We start from the raw sequence: 22,451 nt of genomic DNA, 5'->3' as shown, positions 1-22,451 counted from the left end.
GAGCTCCTTGTCGTGGCGGGTGTCTACCCGGAGGGGTCGTGGGGGAGTGGTCGCCGCGGGGCTAGCCCCGCCGCGCGCGGTTGCCGAGCCTGCGCAGCGCCAGGCGCGCCGCCAGGGCGACGCGCTCGCGGCCCCAGGTGCCGCGCGACCGCATCAGGGACAGCAGGATCCACAGCCGGGTCTCGGCGAAGTGGTTCGGCGAGCCGTGCACGTCGTCGTGCGTGGTGACCCGGACCCGGCGGGCGTGGGCGCGCAAGTGGCGTACCTCGCCGCGCGGGATGATCTCGTCGCGGGCGCTGGCCACGTAGCCGATCCCGGCGTCGACGGCCGCCAACTCCCCCGGGAGCAGCGCCCAGTCCGACAGGTGGTCGAACACGGTGTCCGGTGTGGTGCCGGTCAAGTGCGCGAGGGTGTCCACGGTGACCTTCGGGACCTGCCGCTGCCAGGTGCGGTCGGTGAAGAAGTCGCGCACCGGGGCGCCCGCGGTGAGCACCGTGCGGATTCTCGGGTCCCGCGCGGCGGCGCGCAGCGCGGCGTGCCCGCTGAAGCTCAGCGCGAGCAGGTGCGCGTCGTCGGTGTCGGCGCGGTCGCGGACCGCGTCCAGCAGCGCCGGGTACAGCGTCCAGGCCTCCCGGTCGTACCGCAGGGTGTTCTCACCGACCCCTGGCAGCTCGGTGACCAGACCCGCCATGCCGTGCGCCGCCAGTTCCAGCAGCACGGGGGCCCACTGCTCCTTCACGCTGACGATGCCGCCGGTCACCACCAGCAGCGGCTTGCGCGCGTCCCGGTCGAGACCGGTCGTCCACGCCCGCACCCGGCCGCCCGGCAGCCGCAGCTCCAACGGTTCGATCCCGGGCACCCGCGCGCGCCAGCGGTCGAACGCGGCCACGCACCGGCGCAGCGCTTCCCGCCGCGATTCGCCGTCCACGAAGGGGAACCTGCCCAGGTTGTAGTGCCCGCAGGCGGCGAGCAGATCACCCGCGGCCTCCAGCCGCTCGCCCGCCGCCACCCACGCCCCGGCCCAGGACGGCTCCCGCTCGATCCCACCGAGCAGCCGCGCCAGGTGCGCGGGCGGCAGGTTCTGGGCGCGGCCGTGCGCCACGACGTACCGCTTGAGTTCGGCCAGGTCGTTCACGGCGCGTCCACCTCGGTGGGCCCCGCCGCGCCGACCGGGAACGACTCCAGCGCGGCGCGGATCTCGGTCAGTACGTCGGCGGCTTCCGCGCCGTCGATCACCCGGTGATCGAACGCCAGGCTCAGCCGCGCCACCGGGGCGATGCCCACCGCGCCGCCGCGCACGACGGGCCGGTCGAGCACCCGCCCGACCCCCAGGGTGATCGTGGTGCCGCCGACGGAGTGGAACCCGTCGACCGGCCGGTGCCCCAACGAGGTCACCGCGAACGTGCCGGTGAGCGCGGGCCGCAGCGCCAGCGACCGCGCCGCCCGGCGGAACCGGCGCAGCGCCACCGGGAACCGGGCCGCGTGCAGGCCGCGCACCGCGGCGAACTCCGGCATGGTGTCCGCGTCACCGGTGCGGAAGCGGTCGATCCACGCCTGCACCTGGTCGAGGTCGAGCCGGTCGGCCTCGCGCACCACCGCGGCCAGCACGACCCGTTCACCACCAATCCGCTTGTCCAGGGCGACCTTGGCGTGCGCGGAGTCGAACTCGGCCACCCGGGGCCGCAACCGCCCCCGCACGGCGGCGTTGGCCCGGCGGTGGCGCACCAGCACCCGCGCCGCCGCGTGCACCACGTGCGCGACCACCGAGTACCGCCCGCCGCGCGCGACGGCCGCCTCCCGGTTGGCCGCGACGGCGCTCATGTCCACTTCGGTGTCGAGGAAGACCGGGGCGAACTCGCGCACCTGGTCCAGGAAAAACAGGGTGTGCCTGCGCTGCGCGGGCAACCGGGCGGTCACGCCGCCGCCAGCGCGTACACCTGCGCCAGGGTGCGCGCCTCCAGCACGTCGGCCAGCGACAGTGCCCGGCCGGTGCGCTGCTCCAGGATCGAGCACAGCGACAGCAGGTGCAGCGAGTCCCAGCCGGTGACCTCGTCGAAGTCCACCGAGGCGGACTCCTCGGTCACCGGCAGGCCCAGTTCGGTGCGGACGATCCCGACCAGGTCGGCGACCGAGTCCAGGCTTCCCGGGCGGTGTGCTCGCGGGGTCATCGCAGCTCCTCGAGGTCGGTCCGCAGTCGCACGTGACCGGGAACCCCGGGCAGGTCGACGAGGTCGTGGTGGAACAGTTCGGTGTCACCGTCGCGCCCCGCCAGGGCGAAGCCGTGGCGGGTGTAGAAGTCGCGCACCTTGCCGTTCTTGGATGTGGGCCGGTATGCACCGCGCACACCGCGCACACCGCTGTCGGCGGCGTGGCGCAGCAGGGCGGCGAGCCCGGCGGTCTCCACGCCCCGCCCGAAGACCCGGCAGCTGAGCAGGAAGTTGTCCAGGTGCAGGGCATCGCGGTCGCGGTGCGCGAGCAGGGCGCCGACCAGGCCGTTGTCGCCGAAGCGGTCCGCGCTGTGCAGCGCGAGCACCAGTCCGTCCGGGTCCTGGGCGAGCGCCCGCACCTCGGCGGACGAGAGACGCGCTGCGGTCATGGTGAACTGGTTGGTGCGCTGGGTCAGCTGCGCCACCCGGTCCCACTCGGTTTCGCCCGCCCGGCCCAGCCGCACCCGCACCCCGAGTTCGCCGAGGTAGTCCGCGACGGACTCGAAGGTGTCGAGGAAGTCCTTGCGCGCCAGGTCGTCGCGGTACCTAGTGGCCCGCACACCGTCCTCCGCGGTCAGTTCGAGCGCGGCGAACCAGTTGTCCCGCAGCAGCTTGCGGCCGTGCGTGGCGGGCTCGCTGTCGAGCCGCACCACGGCCACCCCCGGCAGCCGCGAGCGGACCAGGCCGCACTCGAAGGGGTTGTCGTCGGTGAACACCACGCTGTCGACCCCGAGGTTGAGGTCGGCGGCCAACTCGCGGATGTTGTCGTGCTTGGGGTTCCAGTTCGCCACCACCCGCACGAAGTCGACCTCGCGCAGCGTCATTCCCGGGTGTTCGCGCAGCACCTCGGCCACCGGCTCACGGTCGTTCTTGCTCACTGCGGCGAGCAGCACGCCCTGAGACCCGATCTGCTTGACCAGCCGCTGGTAGCGGGCGAACGCCGCGCCCCGACCGGTTCCGGACGGTTCGATGCCCTCGGCGCCGTCGTCGCCGAGGATCCCACCCCACAGGGTCTCGTCCAGGTCCACCGCCAGCACCTTCTTGGCGCGTCCGGTCACCGCGCGGGCGACGTGCCCCACTTCACGGGCGTACGCGGTCAACAACTCGACGGAGAGGTGCGCCCCGGCGTAGACGTCCAGCCGCGGGTCGACGGCGGGCACGCCGTCGGCGAGCACCGGGTCGAGGTCGAGCACGACCACGCCCGGGTGCTCGGCGGCCAAGCCGAGCAGGTAGGCGTCGTGTTCGCGCCACAACGCCCCGACGCGGGCCCGGGACCGGTAGTCCACCAACTGGCCCACCAGGTCCGCGGGCAGGGGGACGGTGTTGAGCACCAGCGTGCCCGCGCCACCCGCGACGTGCTCGCGCACCAGCCCGGTGATCAGCGCCTGCTTGGCTGCCAGCACCCGCTCCAGGTCGTCCGGCGTCCACGGCAGCGGTAGCTCGTCGGCCGCGATCGCCGGGTCCAGCACGCACAGCAGCAGGTCCGGGCCGAACACGCGCAGCTCGCTGGCCGGGTCGCCCAGGTCGAACACCCAGCCGTCGAAGTCGCCGAGCCGGTGTTCCAGCAGCACGCCGTGCCGGGCCAGTTCGACGGTCAGCGCGGGAACCAGCGGCCCCAGCGTGCCGTGTCCGGTGATCGCCACCCGGACGACCGCGGTGTCCGGGTGCGCGGCCAGGACCTCGGCCACGGGCACCCGCGACAGCAGCGCGCCCGCGCGGCGCAGGTCGTCCCCGGACAGCTCAGCCAGCAGCCCGCGCACCCGGGGGTAGGAACCCGCCACCGCACCGGAGGCGTGCAGCTCCCACAGTTCCGCCGCGGCGACCTCCGCCGCGGTCGTGGCCGTCGTCATCTAGACCCCCTCCAGCGCGAATCCAGACTTGATCCACTTCGATGACTCGATCGACACGCCGATGGCCCGCTCGCCCGGCCGCAGCTCGCCCAGCAACCGCTCCAGCTGGAAGAAGACGATTCCGTTGCCGATGTTGCCGGTCTCCCGCACGCAGGTGACCCGGCGCCCGCCGACACCGAGCCGGTCGGCGATCAGCTCGGTCATCCGACCGGACAACTGTGGCGGCAGCAGGTGCTCGACGTCGTCGCCGGTCCAGCCCGCGTCGTCGAGCAGTTCCTTGACCACCTCCGCGGCCATGTCCGGCACGTGCCGCTCGATGGCCTTGTAGTCCTCCGACGCCCCGGTGCCGCGCACCGCCCGCTCGTGCGGCCCGTACCAGTCGAGGGTGGCGCCGGGTTCCCGGTTCGCCCCGACCAGGCGGGTGAACACCGAGCGGAGCGCGGCGGCTCCCGGGGCCGGGTCGGTGCTGAGCACCGCGGCGCCCGCGCCGTCGCCGAAGAGCACGAACCCGACCAGCTCGGTGGGCGGGACGCGGCGCAGGTCCGCGGTGAGGTCGAAGAACCGGGCGACGACGTCGCCGCCGAGCACCAGGGCGTTGCGGTAGCGGCCGTCGAGCAGGAACCGCCGGGCGACCTCGAGCGCCTGCACCGCGCCGGAACAGCCGGACTGCAACTGGAACGCGGGCACGCCGTCGATGCCGAGCCGGTCGGCCACCACGCTCGCCGTCGTGGGCATCAGCCGGTCCGGGGTGGCGGTGGCGAGCACGACCAGGTCGATGTCGGACGGGGACAGCGCGGCGTCGGCGATGGCCCGCTCGGCGGCCGCGGTCGCCAAGTCGGCCAGTCCACCCACCCGCTCACCCGTGTCCAGGTCCAGCGCCAGGTGCCTGCTGCGGGTGCCGATGAAGGTGTCGATCCACTGCTCCCACAGCGCGTCCATGCCGAACCGGGCGGCCAGCGCGGCGTTGGTGACCGGTGCCCCGGGCAGGGCGGTCCCGGCCGAGAGCAGGTGCACGTCGGGGAACTCCATCCTTGTCCTCCTCGTTCCGGCCGCGTTCAGCCGCACACGGTGATCCGAGCGTCCACCGGCTCGTCCGGCACGATCACCCGCCACTCGCGGCGCCCGGAAAGTCCTTTGTAGACACCGTCGACACCGATCGCGCGGTAGCTGATCCACCGACCCGCGAGCACGTCGCGGAAGTCGGCCACGCCCTCGGCGTGGACGATGCCGTCGGTGAGGAAGATGTCCTCGGTGTAGTGGGTCAGCACGGCGCCGCGCGGGGTCTTGGCCTTGACCTCGTAGCGGCCCATGATCGTGCCCCGGTAGGCGCCACGGTCGTCGACCAGTTCGTCGTGGTAGATCCCCAGCTGACCCACCTTGGGGTCGGCCAGGTCGACGTTCTGCAGGTTCTTCAACTGGGGTTCGGTGTATTCCCGCGACAGGCAGCGCGCGCCGCGCGCGGGTTCCGGGCTCGCCGCCGCGGCGGGGCCGGTGAGCCCGGTGACCACGAGCGCGGTCACCGCGACCAGGGCGGAACGGGATCGGCTGGGGGACATGGTCGGCCTTTCGACGGGGTGGGGACGCGGTCGTGGTGCCATCGGGTCAGGGGCACAGGGAGAGCACGACACGGGAGACCATCGGTGTCGGCGTCATCAGGATGCGGCGCACCGCGGACACACCGAGGTAGCGGCCGGTGACCCCGACGCCGGGCGTGGACACCCAGCCGCCCGCGAACTCCGCGGTGATGTCGTTGACACCGGAGAAGACGAACAGTTCGCCGTACAGCCGCACGTGTTCGGTGCGCACGGCGAACGCGTGGCCGTCCGCGGCGCGCTCGGCGACGATCTCCAGCCTGCCCTCGGTGCGGCCGACCAGCGCGCCGTCGACGGTGTGGATCTCGTCGTGGTAGCGGCGCACCTGCCCCACGCGCGGTACGGGGGTGATCTCGCCCTCGCCGCCGAGGACCCGTTCGGTCAGTTCGGGCAGCGTCAGCCAGCCGGTGGCCGGGTCGACGTCGACGGCGGGGGCATCCGGTGTCGGCGTCGACCCGTGGCCGAGGGCGGACTTGAGGGCTTCGGCCAGGGTGGTCAGGTCGGTGGACAGCACGTCGGTCACAGCGGGGCCTCCGGGGCTCACCAGGTCACGGGCAGTGCCGCCAGGCCGTGCAGCCCAGCGGGGTGCTTGAGCCGCAGCTCGTCCTCGGCCACGGCGAGCCGCAGGTCGGGGATGCGCGCGAAGAGCCTGCCCAGGGAGATCTCCAGCTCGGTCCGCGCCAGGTGCTGCCCGAGGCACTGGTGGATGCCGAACCCGAAGGCGAGGTGCCGTCGCGAGGCGCGGGCCGGATCGATCGACCCCGGGTCGGGGAACACCGACGCATCCCGGTTCATCGCGGCCAGCCCGAGCACGACCCCGTCGCCCTCGGCGATCGGCACACCCGCGAGTTCGGTGTCGCGGGTGGCGAACCGACCCGGCCCGTCGGCGATTGACAGCACCCGGAGCAACTCCTCGATGAGGTCCGCGGGTGGTGCCGCGCGCAGCTCCGGCCGCGCGATCAGGGTCAGCACACCGAGCGTGATGGCGTTGGCGGTCGTCTCGTGCCCGGCGACCAACAGCAACAAAGCGATCTCAGCCAGCTCGTCGACCGGCAGCGCACCCTCGTCGAGGTAGTCCGCGATCAGCGCGTCCAGCAGCGTGTCCAGCGGCTGGCGCCTGCGCAGCCGGATCAGGTCTTCGAGGTACTCCCGGATGGCACGGAAAGCCGCTCCGCTCTGCTCGAGTGTGGAGTCGCCGTCCACGATCAGCCGGGACTGGCGCTCGAAGTGGTCGTGGTCGGCGTAGGGCACCCCGAGCAGCAGACAGATCACCCGTGACGGCACCGGCAGTGCGTACCGGGGCAGCAGGTCGGCCACCGGTCCGTCGGCCAGCAACCGATCAACCAGGTCGTCGACGATCGAGACGATCTCCGGCCGCAGATCCGAGACCCGCCGATGGGTGAACCGAGCGATCACCATCCGGCGCTGCCGGGTGTGTTCCGGCGGGTCCAGCCCCAAAAAATTCTTGATCTTGCGAGCCGACTCGAACCTCGGTGCGGTAGCCGGAAACCGCGGATCAGCGCGCTTGGAGGAGAAAACCTGGTGGTCGCCGAGCACCGCCCGCCCCTCGTCGTACCCGGTAACGACCCACACCACGCGCCCGTCGTAGAGCCGCGCCCGAGTGAGCGGCCCCTCCCGCCGCAACTCGGCGTACCCACCAGGCTCGGAGAACGGACACGCTCGAGCGGTAGGGAACTCCGGCAGCCCAGCCACCACTCCCGCGGTGTCGGCTCGATCGGCGCTCATCAGCGGCTCCCTACCTCGTCGCGCAGCCCCTCCGGGAAGACCCCCTGAGCCTTGACGCCGGTGCTGAGCAACCACTAGGCAAGCCCTGTCCGCGATCTAAAGGATCGCTGACAGAACCCCGAACACCCCAGGTCACCAATGATCCACAAGAGACCAAAACCCGCCGCCCAAACGCCTTCCCAGGCCCGACGACCAACCGCGAATCCCGACCACGAATGATCTCTTCCGCCCTTGCCGCACAGGGTGACGCACCTGCATCCAGCTATCCGGCAGACAACCCGCACGGTTGGCGACGAGCCGTTCCAGCAGGAAGGGTCTGCTGCACCGACAGGTGACATCCGAGTCGGCTTGCCGTGATGGTGAGCTGGGAGGATGTCGCTGTGCCCAAGCCCTACCCCAGGAGTTCCGCGACGATGTCGTGCGGGTCGCTGGTGACCGTGAGCCCGGTGTGACCGTTGAGCAGATCGCGAAGGACTTCGGAGTCCACCCGATGACCCTGTTCAAGTGGCTGCGCCAGGCCGACGCCGACGAGGGCGTGAAGCCGGGTGAGAGCAGGAGTGACTTGGCGGAGCTGCGTGAGGCCCGCAAGCGGATCAAGTTGCTGGAGCAGGAAAACGAGGTCCTGCGCCGCGCGACGGCATACCTGTCCCAGGCGCATCTGCCGGGAAAAGGCTCTACCCGCTCGTGAACGAGCTGGCCGCAGACGGGATCCCCGTCGCGGTGACGTGCCGGGTCTTGAACATCGCTCGACAGCCGTACTACCGGTGGCGTGCCCGGCCGGTCACCGAGACAGAACTCAAACAGGCGTATCGGGCGAACGCGTTGTTCGACGCTCACCGCGATGATCCGGAGTTCGGCTACCGGTTCCTGGCCGACGAAGTCCGTGACGCCGGCTGGTCGATGGCGGATCGGACCGCGTGGCGGATCTGCTCGTCGATGGGCTGGTGGAGCGCGTTCGGCACGAAACGCGGCCGCACGGGCAAGAAGCGGTCCGCCGGTGCACGACGACCTGGTCCGGCGCGACTTCACCGCCACAGCGCCGAACCGGCTGTGGCTGGACGATATCACCGAACACCGCACCACAGAGGGAAAGCTGTATCTGTGCGCGGTCAAGGACGTCTGCTCCAACCGGATCGTCGGCTACTCCATCGACACCCGGATGAGAGCCCGCCTCGCCGTCACAGCGCTCTCCAACGCCCTCGCCCGCCGCGACGACGTTGTCGGCTGCGTGGTGCACACAGACCGCGGCTCGCAATTTCGATCAAGGAAATTTGTCCGTGCACTCGCGCGCCACGGCCTGACCGGCTCGATGGGCCGCGTCGGCGCCGCGGGCGACAACGCCGCCATGGAGAGCTTCTTCGCGTTGCTGCAGAACAACGTTCTCAACCGGCGCACCTGGTCCACCCGTGACGAACTGCGGACCGCGATCGTGACCTGGATCGAACGCACCTACCACCGCCGTAGACGCCAGGCCGCTCTCGGCCGGTTGACCCCCATCGAATACGAAGCAATCATGACCACGTCAGCCAACCGAGCTGCGTGACTACAACTGTCACCTACTCGTGCAGCGGACCCCATCGGCCTGGTGACCTGCTTGGTACGATCGAAAAGTGACCACGTCGGATAGCCAAAACCTGGTCCTTACGCCCGAGAGGGGCAGTACCACATCCACGGTCAAGCGGGCGGGGGCGAGTCCTGGCCCGGCACCGAAGACGGCTTGTTCGTCGGAGACGACCGGTGGGTGGCTGTCCTGTGTGGTACCGACTGGGGACCGGTGTCCCTCCGGTTCCGCAGGCACGACGAAGCACCGCCATTGACCGCCTCGGACTGGGACATGATCGGCGAGCGGACCATCGAGTGCCCACACGGCCTTCTCGTCATCCAGGCCTTGTACAGCACCGAACAAGTAGTCGATCTGCCCGTTCCGGCTGGCTTGATTCGACTCCGTGTTTCCGTGCGAGGCCGACTTTCCGCCGAGGAGCATCTGATCGAGTACTGGTCCGTCGGCGATGAAGCACCTTCGCAAACACTCGTGGGTCCGGACGAGTTCGGCATCCGATATCTCAGCACCCAATAGTCGCCACTATGCGTCGTCGAAAGTGTCATTAATCGCAGGGCGAGACGTGTGCGGCGGTTCGGGGCATCTACCCGATGCCCCGAACCGCGTCGCGATCAGCACGGCCAGGTACGTCCTCGTGACTGGCTGTGCCACCCACATCACCGTGGACCTGAGGATGTCGAGAGTTCCCCCCCACTCAACTCCTCGGCGCCGTGGTGCGGATTCGCCCAACTCCGCCGACGCGGTGGTGATCTCCCGGCAGGCCGCCTTCGGGGGCTGGCATCTGGTCAGCGTGTTGTCGGCAGGTAGTGCGGGGTTCGTCGGGCGTGGGTGGCCTGTTCGTAGGCGTAGGCGAATCCGATCAGGCGGGCGTCGGTGAAGCGGGTGCCGAGGAAGGACAAGCCCAAGGGCAGCCCGTTGGCGGAATAGCCCGCGGGGACGGTGACGTGGGGATAGCCCGCCGCCGCGGAGTGGGTGGTGGTCTTGGCGAAGGGGGCGCTGTCGCGTTCGCGGCCGATGACCGGGGCGGGCAGTGAGGTCGGGGTGACGATCGCGTCGAGGCGGTATCGGGCCAGCACGTCGTCGATCGCCCGTCGGGCCGCGCTGGTGGTCGCCTCGCGGTGGGCCCGGTAGGCGGGAGCGGTGAGGTCGCCGTCGGTCTTGTCGGCCATGTCGAAGAGCACGTGGTCGAACCCGTCGGGGTTGCGGTCGTAGTAGTCGATCAGCTCGCGAAGGTTCTTCGGGTGTGTGCCCGGCGTGGCCGCGAGGTAGGCGTTGAGGTCGTGCTTGAACTCGGTCAGCACCGCGGGCAGCATGTGCTCGTTCGCCACGTCCTGGATGTCGGGTACGTCCGCGCCCTCCACCACCGTGGCGCCCAGGTCGCGCAGTTGCCGAACGGCCGCGTCGAAGACGCGGTCCACATCGGCGTCGACCCCGGCGTGCCCCTCCCGCCACAGGCCGATGCGCTTGCCGCGCAACGCGTCCCGGTTCAGGACCGTGCGGGGGTCGCCGGGCAGTGTGCCCGCCGCGGTCGCGGTGTCCGGGTCGGCGGGGTCGACGCCTTGGAGCGCCCACAGCGTCAACGCCGCGTCGGTGACGGTGCGCGCGATCGGCCCCGGCGTGTCGTGGCGCCCGGTGATCGGGACGACCCCGCCGCGGCTCACCAGCCCCAGGGTGGGCCTGATCCCCACCGTCGAGGTGACGGCCGCCGGGTACACGACCGACCCGTCGGTGTCCGTGCCGATCGCGACCGCGGCCAGCCCCGCCGCCGCGGACACCGCCGAACCGCTCGACGAGCCTGCCGGGCTGCGGTCCAGGACGTACGGGTTGTGCGTCTGGCCGCCGACCGCGCTCCAGCCGTCCGGCAGGTCGGAGCCGCGGAAGTTCGACCACTCGGACTGGTTGGCCTTGCCCAGGATCACCGCGCCCGCGGCCCGCAGCCGCGCCACCAGGAAGGCGTCGGCGGCGGGCTTGGCGTCGAGCAGCGCCTTGGCGCCCGCGGTGGTCCCCTGGCGGTCCGCGGTGTTCATGTTCTCCTTGAGCAGCACCGGGATCCCCTCGAGTGGACCTCGGGCCCCGTGCGCGCGCCGCTGGGCGTCGCTGCGGCGAGCCATGGCGACCGCGTCCGGGTTGACCCGCACCACCGCGTTCAGGCGGGGGTTGAGCCGCTCGATCCGCAGCAGGTAGCCGCGCGTCACCTGCTCGGAGCTGAGTCGACGCGTGTGCATGGCCGCCTGCAGGTCGACGACCGTGGCGCGCTCGAGCAACCCGTCCAGGGCCGCGTCACACCCCGCCGTGGCTGCGGCGGGGGACAATGAGGTCACCGCGACCACTGCGGCGAGCCCGGCCGCCGCGAGGCCTGTCCTCCGGTTGAACGTGCCCATCGAATTCTCCCTACCCCGTGTCCACATGAGGCGCCACGCGGTTGCGCGGACTCGGGGAGAACGCTAGAGACGCGCCGCGGGCGTGACGATCCCGCTGGGACCCGGACCGGTGGTAGCGCTGGCACCACCCCGTCATCGCCTGCAGGCCGTCATCCGCGTCGGGGGCGAGTTCGCGGTCGCCTTCGACCTGTCCGGCGTCGAGCGCAACGTGCTCACCACCAAAGCCGAGCGCGGACCCGCCGTGCCCACCGAGTCGGAGTTCAGGTACGGGATCGGCACCGCGTCGCCACGCCGAGGCCCCCACGACCCGGCGCAGTCCGGTGGCCCTGGCCGGGCTCGCCGCGAGCAGGATCGACCCGAAAGCGGTCACCACCACCAGCACCAAGACCGGCAGCGCCTCGAAACCGATGCTGTCCACCATGCTCCACAGCGTGAAACGCACGTCGCGGGAGTTCTCCCGCCAGGACCCGCAGGTGAGCGCCAGGAGTACGCCGGACAGGGCGGTGACCAGCAGCGTGCCGCGAAGGCGCCGGGCGGTCTTGGCCTGCTCGGCGTCCATGCGCGCGACCCCGTCCTGCAGCGAGCGCAGCCTCGCCTCGACGAGGTCGCGATCGGTCACCGGAACCCCCTCCACCCGGGACCGCGGACGAAGATCACCATACGGGTGCGGCGAGCCGGTTGAGCACCGTTTGGGAGCACCGGCTGGACCGCGTTTTCCCGGCCGGTCACGTCCGGTTCTCCGTTTCTCTCGGGAGGGCGGAAGGGCCGGTGCTGTCCCGTGTTCAGGCCGGGCGGCGGTTGAGGTAGGCGGCTAGGCCGCCGAGTTCCTCGCTGGCGATGGAGGCCGACCGCACGGTAACGATGGCTTCCTCGGCGTGGATGTGGCAGCCCCACACCGCGTCGCCACAGGAGTCGGCGACCTTCAACCCGGTCGGGGCGGCGCCGGCCCCGCCGAGTCCGCAGTGTTCGGGATGCGGCACGACGGCCTGCGCGGCCGCGGCGGCGCGCCGCTGCGGAGTTCCGGTTCGGCGCGCACCGCCTGGGCCAGCTCGTCGCGGGCCGCTTTCGCCTCGGCCTCGGCGTCCCGACGGGCCCGTTCGTTGTGGTGGCGTTCGATGGCCAGTGCCGCGGTGTGGGCGAAGATCCGGGCGAGGGCGAGGTCGGTGCCCTGCGGCACGCGGTGGTACATGCCGAAGGTGCCCAGCAGGCTCCCGTCGAGGGCCAGGATCGGCGTGGACCAGCAGGCGGCCAGATCGGCCCGCTCGGCCAGGTCAGTCGTCCCAGAACGGGTCGGTGGCGATGTCGGTGACGATGACCGGAGCCCGCCGGTGGGCCGCGGTGCCGCAGGAGCCGACGCCCTCGCCGGTGGCGATGCCGTCGATGGCCCGGTTGTAGAAGTCGGGCAGGCTCGGCGCGGCCCCGTGGTTGAGGTGCGCGCCGTCGGGGTCGGCGAGCAGGACGGAGACGAGAACCTCCTGCGGCGCGAGGCCCTCGATGCAGCGGGCCATCCCGTCGAGCACGTCGGCCAAGGGTGCTTGCCGGGCGATCTGCTCGAGCAGCGCGCGCTGCTCGGCCATCAGCTGCTGGGCGTGTCTGACCCGGGTGATCTCGACGCCCACCACCCGGACCCCCACGACGGCGCCACCGTCGTCGCGGCGCGGTTCGCAGGTGAGGTCGAAGAACGCCTCCCGCGACCGCGGACCGGTGTCGAGCACGACCCGAACGTCGCGGTCGCCGTTCCACCACGTGCGTCGGCCCAACAGCGAGGCGAACAGGGCAACGGACTCGCCGAACAGGGCCCGCACGTCCCCTGGGCCGTGGTGGACGCGGGGTGCGGACCTGTGCCGTTGCCATGGTGTGGTCCATTCTTCGTCTTCGGGTGCCACCGCAGTACCAGGTGCAGGTGCACTGCGGACCGACGCGGCTGCGGTCAAGAAACCCGGTTCCCGCGTCGCGCCGCCCTGGACAGCAGCGGGGACCGACCCTGGTTGGCCACCGACCACAGGTCGTGACCGCGCAGGCCCCAGCGCCGCAGGAGGGTGTTCGCCGCCGCGAAGCCGGTGGTGGCGGCGCGTTCCATGAGAGCGACCGGCAGGTCGATGCGGGCCAGGTCGCCCGCGAGCACGACATCGGGGTCGGGCGTGGTGACCGCGGGCCGCCCCGCGAAGCCGCCGGGGGCGAAGAGGGGGCAGTCGGCGGCGAGGACGTGCTCCTCGTGGCGCACGCGGGCGGCGGCGAGTTCGGGGTAGACGGTTCTGAGCTGGGCGGTGAGCTCGGCCACGACGCGGTCTTGGTCGAGGTCCTCGGGCAGCGCGTACGCGTGCAGCTCGACCACCGAGCCGCCGGTGCGGGCGCGCCAGGACTTGGCCCCGTCCTCGAACCGGTCGAGCACACTGACGTTGTCCAACAGGGGAAAGCCGCTGGTGCCCAGGAACGGCGCCCGGTCGGGGCGGGCGGGCAGGTCGAGCCAGAGCCTGCTGACCAGGAACGGGGGCGCCGCGCGCAACGCCCCGATCCGCGACCGCCAGCCCGCGTCGCCGAGGGCGGGCGACGCGGCCACCAGCTGCCGCAGGGCGCCGGTCTCCGCCGCCAGGACCACCGCGTCGACGTCGACGCGGCCGTGTTCGCCGGTGTGCACGGCCAACCCGCCGGGGCGCCGCTCGATCCGGGACACCGGCGCGCCGAGGTGGACCCGGGCGCCGAGACCCTCCAGGTAGGCGCGCAGCGGACGCCACAGGGTGATCGGGAACGCGTCGCGCGGGACGTCGAAGAGCAGGCCCTCGTTGGAGCCGAGGAAGTAGATGTGGAACATGGTCACCAGCTCCGCCGCGGACAGTTCGGCCGGGTCGGCGAAGAAGCTGCGGGAGAACACCTCGAACGCCAGGTGCCGCGCCGCCGGGGGGAAGCCGATGTCGCGCAGGAACGCCGCCGCATCGATCGAGTCGAGTTCGTCGTAGGTGCGGGGGACCGACACGTCGAACAGCCGGGACGCGGCGGCGGGGTTCATCCGGCGCAGGTCACCGAACGTGAAGGTCTTGCTGCGCAGCACGAACCCGGCGACGTTCCACGGCGGCGTGCGCGGGATGCCCGCGAAGCTCTCCGCGGTGCCGCTGGCGTGCAGCAGCGGGTAGTCCGGTACCGGCCGCAGGAAGCCCAGCGCGGGGTCGACGCGGCGCAGCAGCGCCCTCAGGTTGTAGTACTGGCGGAAGAACGCGTGGAAGCCGCGGGTCATGGTGCCCCCGGCGGGTCCGTCGCCGGTCGGCCACCCGCGCAGCCGTCCACCGAGGTCGAGCTCGCGCTCGAACAGGCGGACCGAGACGCCGCGTTCCGCGAGCGCGACCGCGGCCGCCACCCCGGCGATGCCGCCGCCGACGACCGCGGCGCTCGGCCGGGTACCCGCCTCGGCGGTGGTGCGGCCCGGGTGCGCCGGCAGGACTTGGGCGCTGCGGTCGCGGCCTGGGCGCAGCGGTGTCGCCGGGGACGGCTCGCGGGTGTGCGGCATGGCACGATGCTGTCAGGCGCTCCGGTGGCCTGCCGGACGAGCGGTGCGCCGCTAGGGTTGCGACCATGTCCTCCACGCCCGCCGTCGTGCTCGGTCGTGCGCGGGTCGTGGCGGTCACCGCGTGGGTCTGCGGCGCGGTCCTGGTGCTGGCGCAGATCTCCTACTCGATGACCGACCCGGGTGCGCGGTTCGGTACCACGGTCGCCTCGGTGGTGGCGTTCGCGCTGGCGTCGCTGTGCGACGCGGCGGCCCGGTCGGGGCCGCGCGCCGCGCTGCGGCTGGCACTGGTGGCCGGGGGAGGGGGCCTGCTGGCCGAGGCGGTCGGTGTGCACACGGGATTCCCCTTCGGCGAGTACCGCTACACCGGGACGCTGGGGCCGCAGCTGCTCGGGGTGCCCGTCCTCGTGCCGCTCGCGTGGATCATGATGTGCTGGCCCGCGCTGCTGGTCGGTCGCGCGCTGGCCGCGGGGCGGGCGCGGTGGGCCGTCGTCGTGGTCGGCGCGTGGGCGCTGGCCTCCTGGGACGTGTTCCTCGACCCGCAGATGGTCGACGCGGGCCACTGGGTCTGGACGCGGCCGGAGCCCGTGCTGCCGGGTGTCGTCGGGGTCCCGCTGACCAACTACGCGGGCTGGTTCGCCGTGGCACTGGTCATGGTCGGTCTGCTGCACCGGTGGACACCGCCGGATTCGTCCCCGCTCGACTTTTGCGCGGGGCCCGCCCCGGCGCTGTACCTGTGGACCTACGGGTCGTCGGTGTGGGCGCACGCGGCTTTCTTCGGGCGGCCGTCGGTCTCGTTGGTGGCGGGCGTGTTGATGGGATTGGTCGCCGTGCCGTTCGCCGTGGTGCTGCTGCGCGTGCTCGTGCGGGGGCGGCGGTGAGTCGGTGGTGGACTGTCGCGGTGCGCACCGCCGCCGGGGCCTCGGTGCTGGCCGCGGTGCACGCGCTCATCAACGCGCGGCTCATGCGCGTGCCCCCTGACGACCCCCCGGTGTGCCGGGAGCCGGTGTCGTTGTTGTTGCCGGTGCGCGACGAGGCCCACCGCGTGGGACCGGCGGTGCGGTCGGTGCTGGCCCAGCGGGGCGTACCGGACCTGGAGATCATCGTGCTCGACGACGGTTCCACCGACGGCACCGCCGAGGTGGTCCGGGACCTGGCCCGGGGAGACCGGCGGCTGCGTGTGGTCACCGGTGCTCCGCCGCCGCCTGGGCTGCCCGGCAAGCCGCACGCGTGCGCCCAGCTGGTCGAGCGGTCCCGGGGCAGGGTGCTGGTGATGGTCGACGCCGACGTGGTCTTGGCGCCGCACGCGGTGGCCTCGGCGGTCGCGCTGCTGCGCGCGCACGGTTTGGACGCCGTGTCGCCGTTCCCCAGCCAGCTCGCCGACGACGTCGCCACCCGGCTCGTGCAGCCGCTGCTGCAGTGGTCGTGGCTGGTGTTCCTGCCGCTGCGGCTCGCGGAGCGCTCACCCCGGCCGTCCCTGACGGCGGCCAACGGTCAGTTCCTCGTGCTCGACGCCGCGGCGCTGGACCGGGCGGGTGGCTACCGGGCCGTGGCGGGCGCGGTGCTCGACGACATCGCCGTGGTGCGCGCGATCAAGCGCGCGGGTGGGCGCGGTGCGGTGGTGGACGGGAGCGCGCTGGCGGTCTGCCGCATGTACACCGGGTGGGACGAGGTGCGGCAGGGGTACGAGAAGTCCCTGTGGTCAGCGACCGGGTCACTGCCCGCGGCCGCCGCGCTGGCGGCGGGCCTGGCGTGGTTGTTCGTGCTGCCACCCCTGGCCGCGCTGACGGGCTCGGGCGCGGGCGCACTGGGGTACTTCGCGGGCGTCGCGGGTCGGGTCGTGAGCGCCCGCGCCACCGGCGGGCGCGCGTGGCCGGATTCGCTGGCCCACCCCGTCTCGGTCGGGGCGCTGCTGGTGCTGGTGGCGCGGTCTTGGCGCGCACGCCGCGCGGGCGCGCTCACGTGGAAGGGCCGCGACCTGGCGGGGGGCACCTGAGGTGGCGCGGGTCGTTGTGGTGGGCGCGGGCATGGGCGGCCTGGCCGCGGCGGCGCGGCTGGGCGCGGCCGGGCACGACGTGACCGTGGTCGAGCAGGCCGGTACGCACGGCGGCAAGCTCGGCACCCTGAGCCGGGACGGCTACACCTTCGACACCGGTCCGTCGCTGCTGACGCTGCCGGAGGTGTACCGGGACCTGTTCGCCGCGACGGGCGCGCCGCTGGACGAGGTGGTCGAGGTCGTCCCGGTCGACCCGACCTGCCACTACCGGTTCCCCGACGGCGTCGAACTGGACCTGCCGCACGTGGAGGCCGAGGTCGGACCCGCGTTGGCAACCGCGTTCGGACCCACCGCCGCCGAGCAGTGGGGCTCGGTCATGGCCGACGCCGCGCGGCTGTGGGACCTGGTCGGTGAGCCCGTGCTCCAGCGCCCGCTGCGCGGGGTTCTCGACCTGGTGCGCCGGTCGGCGAACGTGCGCGACCTCGCCGCGATCGCGCCGTGGCGCACCCTGCGCTCACTGGGGCGGCGGCTCCCGGACCCGCGGTTGCGGATGCTGCTGGACCGCTACGCCACCTACACCGGATCGGATCCCCGCCGCGTGCCCGCGCTGATGAGCGTGGTGCCCTTCGTCGAGCAGCGGTTCGGCGGGTGGTACGTGCGCGGTGGGCTGCGGCGACTGGCCGACGCGCTGGCGGACCGCTGCCTCGAAGTGGGCGCGCGCCTGCGCTACGACGCCCCGGTGTGCCGGGTGGAGGTCGACGCCCGCGGTGTCACCGGCGTGCGCCTGCGGGACGGGGAGGTGCTCGGCGCGGACGTGGTCGTGTCCGATGTGGACGCCCGATCGCTCTACCGGGACCTGCTGCCCGACCGCCGCGCCCAGCGGTCGCTGGACCGCGTGGACCCGTCGCTGTCCGGGTTCGTGCTCCTGCTCGCGCTGCGCGGCCGGACGCCGAACCCCCGGCACCACCGCGTCCTGTTCCCCCAGGACTACGACGCCGAGTTCGACGCGGTCTTCGGCCGCTCGCCGCGCCCGGTCGAGGACCCCACCGTCTACGTCTGCTCCCCGGCCGACCCGGCTGTCGCCCCGGCGGGCGACGAGGCGTGGTTCGTCCTGGTCAACGCGCCCCGCCACGGACCGGTGGACTGGACCGCGCCCGGACTCGCCGACCGCTACGGCGACCACGTCCTCGACGTGCTGACCCGGCGCGGCCTCGACGTGCGCGACCGGGTCCGGTGGCGCGAGGTGCGCACCCCGGCCGACTGGGAGCGCGACACCGGCTCGGTCGGCGGCGCGATCTACGGCTCGTCCTCCAACGGTCCGCGCGCCGCGCTGCTGCGCCCCGCCAACCGTGCCCGGGTGCGCGGGCTGTTCCTCGTCGGCGGCTCGGCGCACCCCGGTGGCGGGCTACCCCTGGTCGCCATGTCCGCGGCCATCGTCGCCCGCCTGATCGGCCCGGCCTGACGCGTCCGGGTCCACCCACGGCCGCCCGGTCAGCGCGCGGTGGACGCCGACCGCGAGCTGACCCCAGCCCACGACCGCGCAGACCGCCCAGACCAGTGCCGACACCGACGCCCAGTCCCAACCGGTGCCGGGTGTTCCCCCGGGAGCGAGCGCGGTGCCCGCGCACGCCACAGCGACGACCACCACCCTCGTCGGTCGTTCCGCCACCGTCACCGCGCCCGCGCCCGCCATGCCCACCGCCTGCGCCCGCGCCCGGGCGTACTCGTGCACCAGCAGGGCGGCGCCCAGCGCCGAGCACCACCACCCCGGCGCCCCCAGGACCCACAGCACCAGCACCAGACACAGGTCGGACAGCCGATCCGCGACGGCGTCGACCACCGCCCCCAACGGCCTAGCCCGCCCCGTCCGCAGGGCGACGGCCCCGTCGAGCCCGTCGAACACGCCGGAGGCCACCACGAGCACCAGCGCCACCAACGGCCACACCCCACCCGCGGCGGCGACCCCGACCGCGCCCGCGGCAGCCGCGACCGCGACCCCCGAGAGCACGTCCGGGTGGACGCGCTCGACCGGACGGGCGAGCAGGTGCACCACCCGCAGCCACCCCACCACCAAGCGGTTGCCGGAGACGTCCTCGCCGTGCAGCCGCGACCACCCGGCCACCGGGTCCACCCGCTCCTGCTCACCGCTGCCCACGCGCGACACGCTAGGGCCAGGGCAGCGGTAGCGCTTGAAATGGTCAGACCAGACCCGATGCGCAGATCGACGTCAGGTGCGATGCCTCACTACCGTCCGCAGGCACGCCCGCCTCCCACGACTCGCACCACGAGCGAGTAGCGCGGCGACCACGGTCGCCTGCGACCCGGCCTGCCCCATCCGCCGCGGGGTGATCATCACCGCTGGGGCGGAACCGGCCAGCCGCACTCGGGCTGCGGTCTGCCTCCGTTTTCGCGCAGGTCTCGCGTAGTTGGTGGCACAGGTGGTCTCCGCCCCCGCGATCGGGTGGCGTTCAACGGCGACGGTGTCAGAGGGGTTGCGCCCGACGACCTCGAGAGCGCAGCGTCGCTCGGTGGTCCGACCACGTCCGAGGACAGGAGCGAGCATGATCGACAGCGCGCGATCGCGGTGGCCAGGCACGGGAAGGCCCCTGGTCGCGGTCGTCGCGATCCTCCTGGGGCTGGTGTTCCCGTCGCGTCCACCGCTCCCGCCCAGGCCGCGGTGATCGAGTTGACCTGCAATGTCAACGTCCACCTCAGCTTCAGCCCGGCGTTGACCGCCACGCGCACCACCGCGGACGTGGTGGCCGTCGCGACCGTCGTCAACTGCCCGTCGCCCAGCGGGAACCGCAACGACCGCCAAGCGGGATCGGTCAGCGACGCCACCGGCACCATCACCAGCCTGGGCGGTGTTCCTTGCAACCTCCTGGCCACCATCACCGGCAGCGGCACCGTCGACTGGTCGCCCGATGGCGGGCGCACCACGTTCGACTTCACCGTCAACACCAACCCCCTCAACGGTCTGATCGCACTGCGGACCGCGCAGACCAGCGGCCCGCTGGCAGGCACCACCTCCCTCACCGTCGCCGCGGCCAACCCCAACCTCGGCTGCGCCCTCGGCGGCCTGTCCAGCCTCACCGTCCCGATCGGACAGATCAGGTTCGTGGGAACCTGATCTGCCGCCGCTCGACGGTGCCGGGGTCGCGGCAGGGCGAACACACCGAGGATGACCACGACCAAGCCCGACCTGCCCAGGGCCAGAGCGATGGGCAGGGCAGCGCCGTGTGACCGATTCCACGGTCTCGAACCGCATCCGCGACAGCACGACCCGGATCACGAACGCGATCGGCACCCGCAGCGGGTGGTGCACGCTGGTGGCCGGCTCGATCGGCAACGCCACACCACCGATCTCCGCCGCGAGGGTCAGCAGCGTGACCAGGTACGAGCCCGCCAGGTTCGCCTGCGCAACCCGGGGGCCGAGGCGTTCGCGCACGAGGTCGAACACCGGTCGACCTCGCGCTGCGCCAGCGCATCGTCTAGGAAGGACATTTGGTCGGGGGTTTACCCTGAGGTGCTCGCCCTACCCGGATTCGCGCCCCCGAAACGCCGAGAGCACCCTTATGCGCTGTTGCCTTCTCGCCGGGTTGGCTGTTGTCGTGACCGTGACGCTGGGTACGAACGACGACCTCAAACCGAACGTCACGGGTATGTCGGATCACCCGAGCGGACCCGTTTGCCAGCGTCGAGGAACACCGGCGCTTTATGGGCAATGCTATCAATTGCACATATCCGGTGTTACCAGATGTTCGTCGCGCGGCAGCCCTGGCGCATCGTGTTGCATAGAGACAGCGGGAGTTCCCGGGACCGCAACCGAAACAACCCCCACCACATTGAGGGGACAACGTGAAGAAGTTCGCGACCGCGTTCGGCGTGGCCACCGCCCCTGCTGTGGGCCAACGGCGTCGGCCCGGTCATCGCCTGAGAGGCCCGGACCGCATGGGACAAGGCCGCGTCCGGCGAGACCGTGAAGTCGCACCGGTCTCGCCGGACGCGGTCACCGCAGCCCGACGACGCGACTCCCTGCCGCGTCACCTACCGACCGGCTTCGATCCTGAAGCCATCGACGACGAGTGCGACCGGGTCGTCCGCGGCGACGCTGGGATCGAACCAGTGACCCTTCGGTTCGAACTATCTACGGCGTATCGTGGCGATTTGCCGGAACGCTATTTCGGCAGATCAACGCGAGCATGTTCAGTGTGTCGAGTGCATTCCAAGGTTGTGTGCCGTGCATTTCTGCTTTCCGTTGATCGTCATGTCGCGGCGGTCAGCGTCCGGGTGCGGCGGGTGGTTTCGGCGCGGATCTGGCGCGGCGTTCGTGGAGCAGGAGGTCGTTGGCGGGTTGGGTGCGCATGAGGGCTTCCGGTGGCAGCGCGTCGGCCAGGTCGAACATCGCGCGAACGTCGTCGATTTCGGTCCGGCACGGCGGCGTCGGTGGTCGTCGGAGAGCTGCCCCGCCTGCTCGGCGTCGCCGACCTCGACTCGTCCACACGGAAGTCGTAGTGGCGGAACGGGAGGGGGCTGAACGGTTCCCCATCCCGCTGGGCATCGCCGAGGACGGGTCCTGGGTGGAATTGACATCGAGGAGTCCACGCAGGGCGGCAAGGACGTGCACAGCCTGCTGATCGGTGCGACCGGCTCGGGCAAGTCGGAGCCGCTGCGCACCCTGGTGCTGGGGCTGGCCATGACGCGCAGCTCGGAGCTGCTCAACTTCGTCCTGGTCGACTTCAAGGGCGGCGCCACCTTTCTCGGTCTCGACCGCCTCCCGCTGGCCCTCCGCGGCCATCACCAACCTCCCCGATGGGGTACCCCTGGTCACCCCCGTGCAGGACTCCCTGCACGGCGAGATGGCGCGTCTTCAGGATTTGTTGCGTGCGCCGGGAAACTATTCGTCTCTTGTGGACTAGGAGCGCGCCCGTCAGGGGGTGCCGCGCTCAACCCGCCGCCGACCCCGTTCCTCATCGTCGACGAGTCCAGCGAGCTGCTGGCCGCCAACCCCGACTTCGCCGAGCTGTTCGTCATGATCGGCCGCCTTGGCCGGGCGCCGGGTGCTGCTCGACCGCTCCCGCGTGGCCGAGCAGGCACCCACGACGAACTCATGGCTCTCGGCGGCACTTGCGCGCAGCTACAGGAGACCCGGGCCGCCGCCTACCGCCGGGCGCGGCCGCGGCGCCCGCCGGTCGGCCCTCGACGGGCAGAGCCGAGTGCACGACGGTCACCGCAGTGCCGGGGAGGTCTTCGATGGCCGTCGCCGGCTCCAGCACGGGCTGCCGGTGTTGACCGAACCGAGCAGGCCGGGCCGCTCGGCCAGGGCCAAGAGGCTGCGGACGGTGTCGCTGACGTAGCAGAACTCCGGGACCAGCGGCGGTGGGGGAGCGGCGGGCGCGGGCCGGGGTTCGACCGCGGCGGAGGCGGGGTGCGGCACGATCCGTCCCGGACCTGAGCGCCTCCCGGGAACGACCTGCGTCCCCGCTGTGAGACCGGTCCACCCCGGTCGGCGGAATCACCTGGCCCTTCCAGCCCGATCCCGCTCATCGAACCGGATGGTGGATGACAAGCCCGGTATCGAGCGGCGACCTCCGGCTACCGGACTGCGCCGGGCTTGCC

At 72.2% G+C, this 22,451-nt stretch carries 24 protein-coding genes and 1 pseudogene; 8 read left to right on the top strand and 17 right to left on the bottom strand.

The window, feature by feature from the left end:
• Positions 1–61: 61 nt before the first annotated feature.
• Genes V5P93_RS19515 through V5P93_RS19480 form a run of 8 tightly spaced genes read right to left on the bottom strand, consistent with a single transcriptional unit; the run spans position 62 to position 7,395 of the window.
• Complete coding sequence (locus V5P93_RS19515; RefSeq protein ID WP_104480637.1) at positions 62–1,135, bottom strand: alpha/beta hydrolase; 1,074 nt, start codon at positions 1,133–1,135, stop codon at positions 62–64.
• The gene (locus tag V5P93_RS19510; protein WP_219824051.1) at positions 1,132–1,917 is read right to left on the bottom strand and encodes a 2-oxo acid dehydrogenase subunit E2; all 786 of its coding nucleotides are present in this window, start codon (positions 1,915–1,917) and stop codon (positions 1,132–1,134) included. Before V5P93_RS19510 ends, V5P93_RS19515 begins: the two co-directional genes overlap by 4 nt.
• The gene (locus tag V5P93_RS19505) at positions 1,914–2,168 is read right to left on the bottom strand and encodes an acyl carrier protein (protein ID WP_219824050.1); all 255 of its coding nucleotides are present in this window, start codon (positions 2,166–2,168) and stop codon (positions 1,914–1,916) included. Before V5P93_RS19505 ends, V5P93_RS19510 begins: the two co-directional genes overlap by 4 nt.
• Positions 2,165–4,057, bottom strand: a complete 1,893-nt coding sequence (locus V5P93_RS19500) for an HAD family hydrolase (protein ID WP_104480636.1) — start codon at positions 4,055–4,057, stop codon at positions 2,165–2,167. Before V5P93_RS19500 ends, V5P93_RS19505 begins: the two co-directional genes overlap by 4 nt.
• Positions 4,058–5,086 (bottom strand): 3-oxoacyl-ACP synthase III family protein, encoded by a 1,029-nt coding sequence (locus V5P93_RS19495; protein WP_104480635.1) that lies wholly within the window; start codon positions 5,084–5,086, stop codon positions 4,058–4,060.
• A 26-nt stretch (positions 5,087–5,112) separates the two neighbouring features.
• The gene (locus V5P93_RS19490) at positions 5,113–5,613 is read right to left on the bottom strand and encodes a hypothetical protein (protein WP_146108140.1); all 501 of its coding nucleotides are present in this window, start codon (positions 5,611–5,613) and stop codon (positions 5,113–5,115) included.
• A gap of 46 nt (positions 5,614–5,659) precedes the next feature.
• On the bottom strand, positions 5,660–6,172 hold the full coding sequence (locus tag V5P93_RS19485; protein WP_104480633.1) for a hypothetical protein: 513 nt from the start codon (positions 6,170–6,172) through the stop codon (positions 5,660–5,662).
• A gap of 17 nt (positions 6,173–6,189) precedes the next feature.
• On the bottom strand, positions 6,190–7,395 hold the full coding sequence (locus V5P93_RS19480) for a cytochrome P450 (protein ID WP_104480632.1): 1,206 nt from the start codon (positions 7,393–7,395) through the stop codon (positions 6,190–6,192).
• 448 nt (positions 7,396–7,843) lie between these two features.
• Between V5P93_RS19480 and V5P93_RS19475 the strand changes: the two genes are divergently transcribed.
• The 3 genes from V5P93_RS19475 to V5P93_RS19465 all read left to right on the top strand — a co-directional run bounded on the left by V5P93_RS19475 (position 7,844) and on the right by V5P93_RS19465 (position 9,472).
• Complete coding sequence (locus tag V5P93_RS19475; RefSeq protein WP_281261678.1) at positions 7,844–8,083, top strand: transposase; 240 nt, start codon at positions 7,844–7,846, stop codon at positions 8,081–8,083.
• A gap of 153 nt (positions 8,084–8,236) precedes the next feature.
• Positions 8,237–8,938: an IS3 family transposase gene (locus V5P93_RS19470; protein ID WP_281261677.1), complete on the top strand. Its 702-nt coding sequence runs from the start codon at positions 8,237–8,239 to the stop codon at positions 8,936–8,938.
• 231 nt (positions 8,939–9,169) lie between these two features.
• Positions 9,170–9,472, top strand: coding sequence for a hypothetical protein (locus V5P93_RS19465; protein ID WP_104480631.1), 303 nt, complete (start codon positions 9,170–9,172; stop codon positions 9,470–9,472).
• 269 nt (positions 9,473–9,741) lie between these two features.
• On the opposite strand, the gene V5P93_RS19460 is transcribed toward V5P93_RS19465, so the two are convergent.
• The 6 genes from V5P93_RS19460 to V5P93_RS19435 all read right to left on the bottom strand — a co-directional run bounded on the left by V5P93_RS19460 (position 9,742) and on the right by V5P93_RS19435 (position 14,839).
• Positions 9,742–11,337, bottom strand: a complete 1,596-nt coding sequence (locus tag V5P93_RS19460; RefSeq protein ID WP_104480630.1) for an amidase family protein — start codon at positions 11,335–11,337, stop codon at positions 9,742–9,744.
• Positions 11,338–11,347: 10 nt separating this feature from the next.
• Entirely contained in the window at positions 11,348–11,956 is a 609-nt protein-coding gene (locus V5P93_RS19455; protein ID WP_104480629.1) for a hypothetical protein, read from the bottom strand.
• A gap of 163 nt (positions 11,957–12,119) precedes the next feature.
• Positions 12,120–12,263, bottom strand: coding sequence for a hypothetical protein (locus tag V5P93_RS19450; protein WP_219824049.1), 144 nt, complete (start codon positions 12,261–12,263; stop codon positions 12,120–12,122).
• Positions 12,260–12,562: a hypothetical protein gene (locus tag V5P93_RS19445; protein ID WP_342752293.1), complete on the bottom strand. Its 303-nt coding sequence runs from the start codon at positions 12,560–12,562 to the stop codon at positions 12,260–12,262. Before V5P93_RS19445 ends, V5P93_RS19450 begins: the two co-directional genes overlap by 4 nt.
• A gap of 46 nt (positions 12,563–12,608) precedes the next feature.
• Positions 12,609–13,142 carry a hypothetical protein gene (locus tag V5P93_RS19440; RefSeq protein ID WP_219824047.1) on the bottom strand — a complete coding sequence of 178 codons (534 nt, stop codon included), beginning with the start codon at positions 13,140–13,142 and terminating at the stop codon, positions 12,609–12,611.
• Between the two features lie 125 nt (positions 13,143–13,267).
• Positions 13,268–14,839, bottom strand: a complete 1,572-nt coding sequence (locus V5P93_RS19435; protein WP_104480628.1) for an FAD-dependent oxidoreductase — start codon at positions 14,837–14,839, stop codon at positions 13,268–13,270.
• A 65-nt stretch (positions 14,840–14,904) separates the two neighbouring features.
• Between V5P93_RS19435 and V5P93_RS19430 the strand changes: the two genes are divergently transcribed.
• From V5P93_RS19430 to V5P93_RS19420, 3 genes are read left to right on the top strand one after another with little or no spacing between them, the layout of a single operon-like run.
• Positions 14,905–15,717 (top strand): carotenoid biosynthesis protein, encoded by an 813-nt coding sequence (locus tag V5P93_RS19430; protein ID WP_104480627.1) that lies wholly within the window; start codon positions 14,905–14,907, stop codon positions 15,715–15,717.
• 20 nt (positions 15,718–15,737) lie between these two features.
• Positions 15,738–16,832, top strand: a complete 1,095-nt coding sequence (locus tag V5P93_RS19425; protein WP_245931429.1) for a glycosyltransferase family 2 protein — start codon at positions 15,738–15,740, stop codon at positions 16,830–16,832.
• A 1-nt stretch (position 16,833) separates the two neighbouring features.
• Positions 16,834–18,294 carry an NAD(P)/FAD-dependent oxidoreductase gene (locus V5P93_RS19420; protein WP_104480626.1) on the top strand — a complete coding sequence of 487 codons (1,461 nt, stop codon included), beginning with the start codon at positions 16,834–16,836 and terminating at the stop codon, positions 18,292–18,294.
• Here V5P93_RS19420 and V5P93_RS19415 read toward each other — a convergent pair.
• Positions 18,238–18,987, bottom strand: coding sequence for a CDP-alcohol phosphatidyltransferase family protein (locus tag V5P93_RS19415; protein WP_245931428.1), 750 nt, complete (start codon positions 18,985–18,987; stop codon positions 18,238–18,240). The two genes, V5P93_RS19420 and V5P93_RS19415, sit on opposite strands and share 57 nt — an antisense overlap.
• Before the next feature lie 531 nt (positions 18,988–19,518).
• Here V5P93_RS19415 and V5P93_RS19410 point away from each other — a divergent pair.
• Positions 19,519–19,962, top strand: coding sequence for a hypothetical protein (locus tag V5P93_RS19410; RefSeq protein WP_146108138.1), 444 nt, complete (start codon positions 19,519–19,521; stop codon positions 19,960–19,962).
• 1,149 nt (positions 19,963–21,111) lie between these two features.
• On the opposite strand, the gene V5P93_RS19405 is transcribed toward V5P93_RS19410, so the two are convergent.
• Positions 21,112–21,237, bottom strand: coding sequence for a hypothetical protein (locus V5P93_RS19405; RefSeq protein WP_281261676.1), 126 nt, complete (start codon positions 21,235–21,237; stop codon positions 21,112–21,114).
• 216 nt (positions 21,238–21,453) lie between these two features.
• Here V5P93_RS19405 and V5P93_RS19400 point away from each other — a divergent pair.
• A pseudogene (locus tag V5P93_RS19400) lies at positions 21,454–21,555 on the top strand (FtsK/SpoIIIE domain-containing protein); the annotation flags it as partial.
• Positions 21,556–22,059: 504 nt separating this feature from the next.
• Here V5P93_RS19400 and V5P93_RS19395 read toward each other — a convergent pair.
• Entirely contained in the window at positions 22,060–22,269 is a 210-nt protein-coding gene (locus V5P93_RS19395) for a hypothetical protein (protein ID WP_245931439.1), read from the bottom strand.
• Positions 22,270–22,451: the final 182 nt, after the last annotated feature.

This window comes from Actinokineospora auranticolor (genome assembly GCF_041897805.1).
GTDB classification, from domain to species: domain Bacteria; phylum Actinomycetota; class Actinomycetes; order Mycobacteriales; family Pseudonocardiaceae; genus Actinokineospora; species Actinokineospora auranticolor.
Note: the sequence above shows the minus strand (reverse complement) of the source record. Positions and strands in the feature narration are given on the sequence as shown.

Bases quoted from the DNA above. Each gene is read 5' to 3' on its own strand.
- V5P93_RS19505 (WP_219824050.1), bottom strand. From the start codon at position 2,168: ATGACCCCGCGAGCACACCGCCCGGGAAGCCTGGACTCGGTCGCCGAC.
- V5P93_RS19500 (WP_104480636.1), bottom strand. From the start codon at position 4,057: ATGACGACGGCCACGACCGCGGCGGAGGTCGCCGCGGCGGAACTGTGG.
- V5P93_RS19495 (WP_104480635.1), bottom strand. From the start codon at position 5,086: ATGGAGTTCCCCGACGTGCACCTGCTCTCGGCCGGGACCGCCCTGCCC.
- V5P93_RS19490 (WP_146108140.1), bottom strand. From the start codon at position 5,613: ATGTCCCCCAGCCGATCCCGTTCCGCCCTGGTCGCGGTGACCGCGCTC.
- V5P93_RS19480 (WP_104480632.1), bottom strand. From the start codon at position 7,395: ATGAGCGCCGATCGAGCCGACACCGCGGGAGTGGTGGCTGGGCTGCCG.
- V5P93_RS19470 (WP_281261677.1), top strand. From the start codon at position 8,237: ATGATCCGGAGTTCGGCTACCGGTTCCTGGCCGACGAAGTCCGTGACG.
- V5P93_RS19460 (WP_104480630.1), bottom strand. From the start codon at position 11,337: ATGGGCACGTTCAACCGGAGGACAGGCCTCGCGGCGGCCGGGCTCGCC.
- V5P93_RS19435 (WP_104480628.1), bottom strand. From the start codon at position 14,839: ATGCCGCACACCCGCGAGCCGTCCCCGGCGACACCGCTGCGCCCAGGC.
- V5P93_RS19430 (WP_104480627.1), top strand. From the start codon at position 14,905: ATGTCCTCCACGCCCGCCGTCGTGCTCGGTCGTGCGCGGGTCGTGGCG.
- V5P93_RS19405 (WP_281261676.1), bottom strand. From the start codon at position 21,237: ATGTTCGACCTGGCCGACGCGCTGCCACCGGAAGCCCTCATGCGCACC.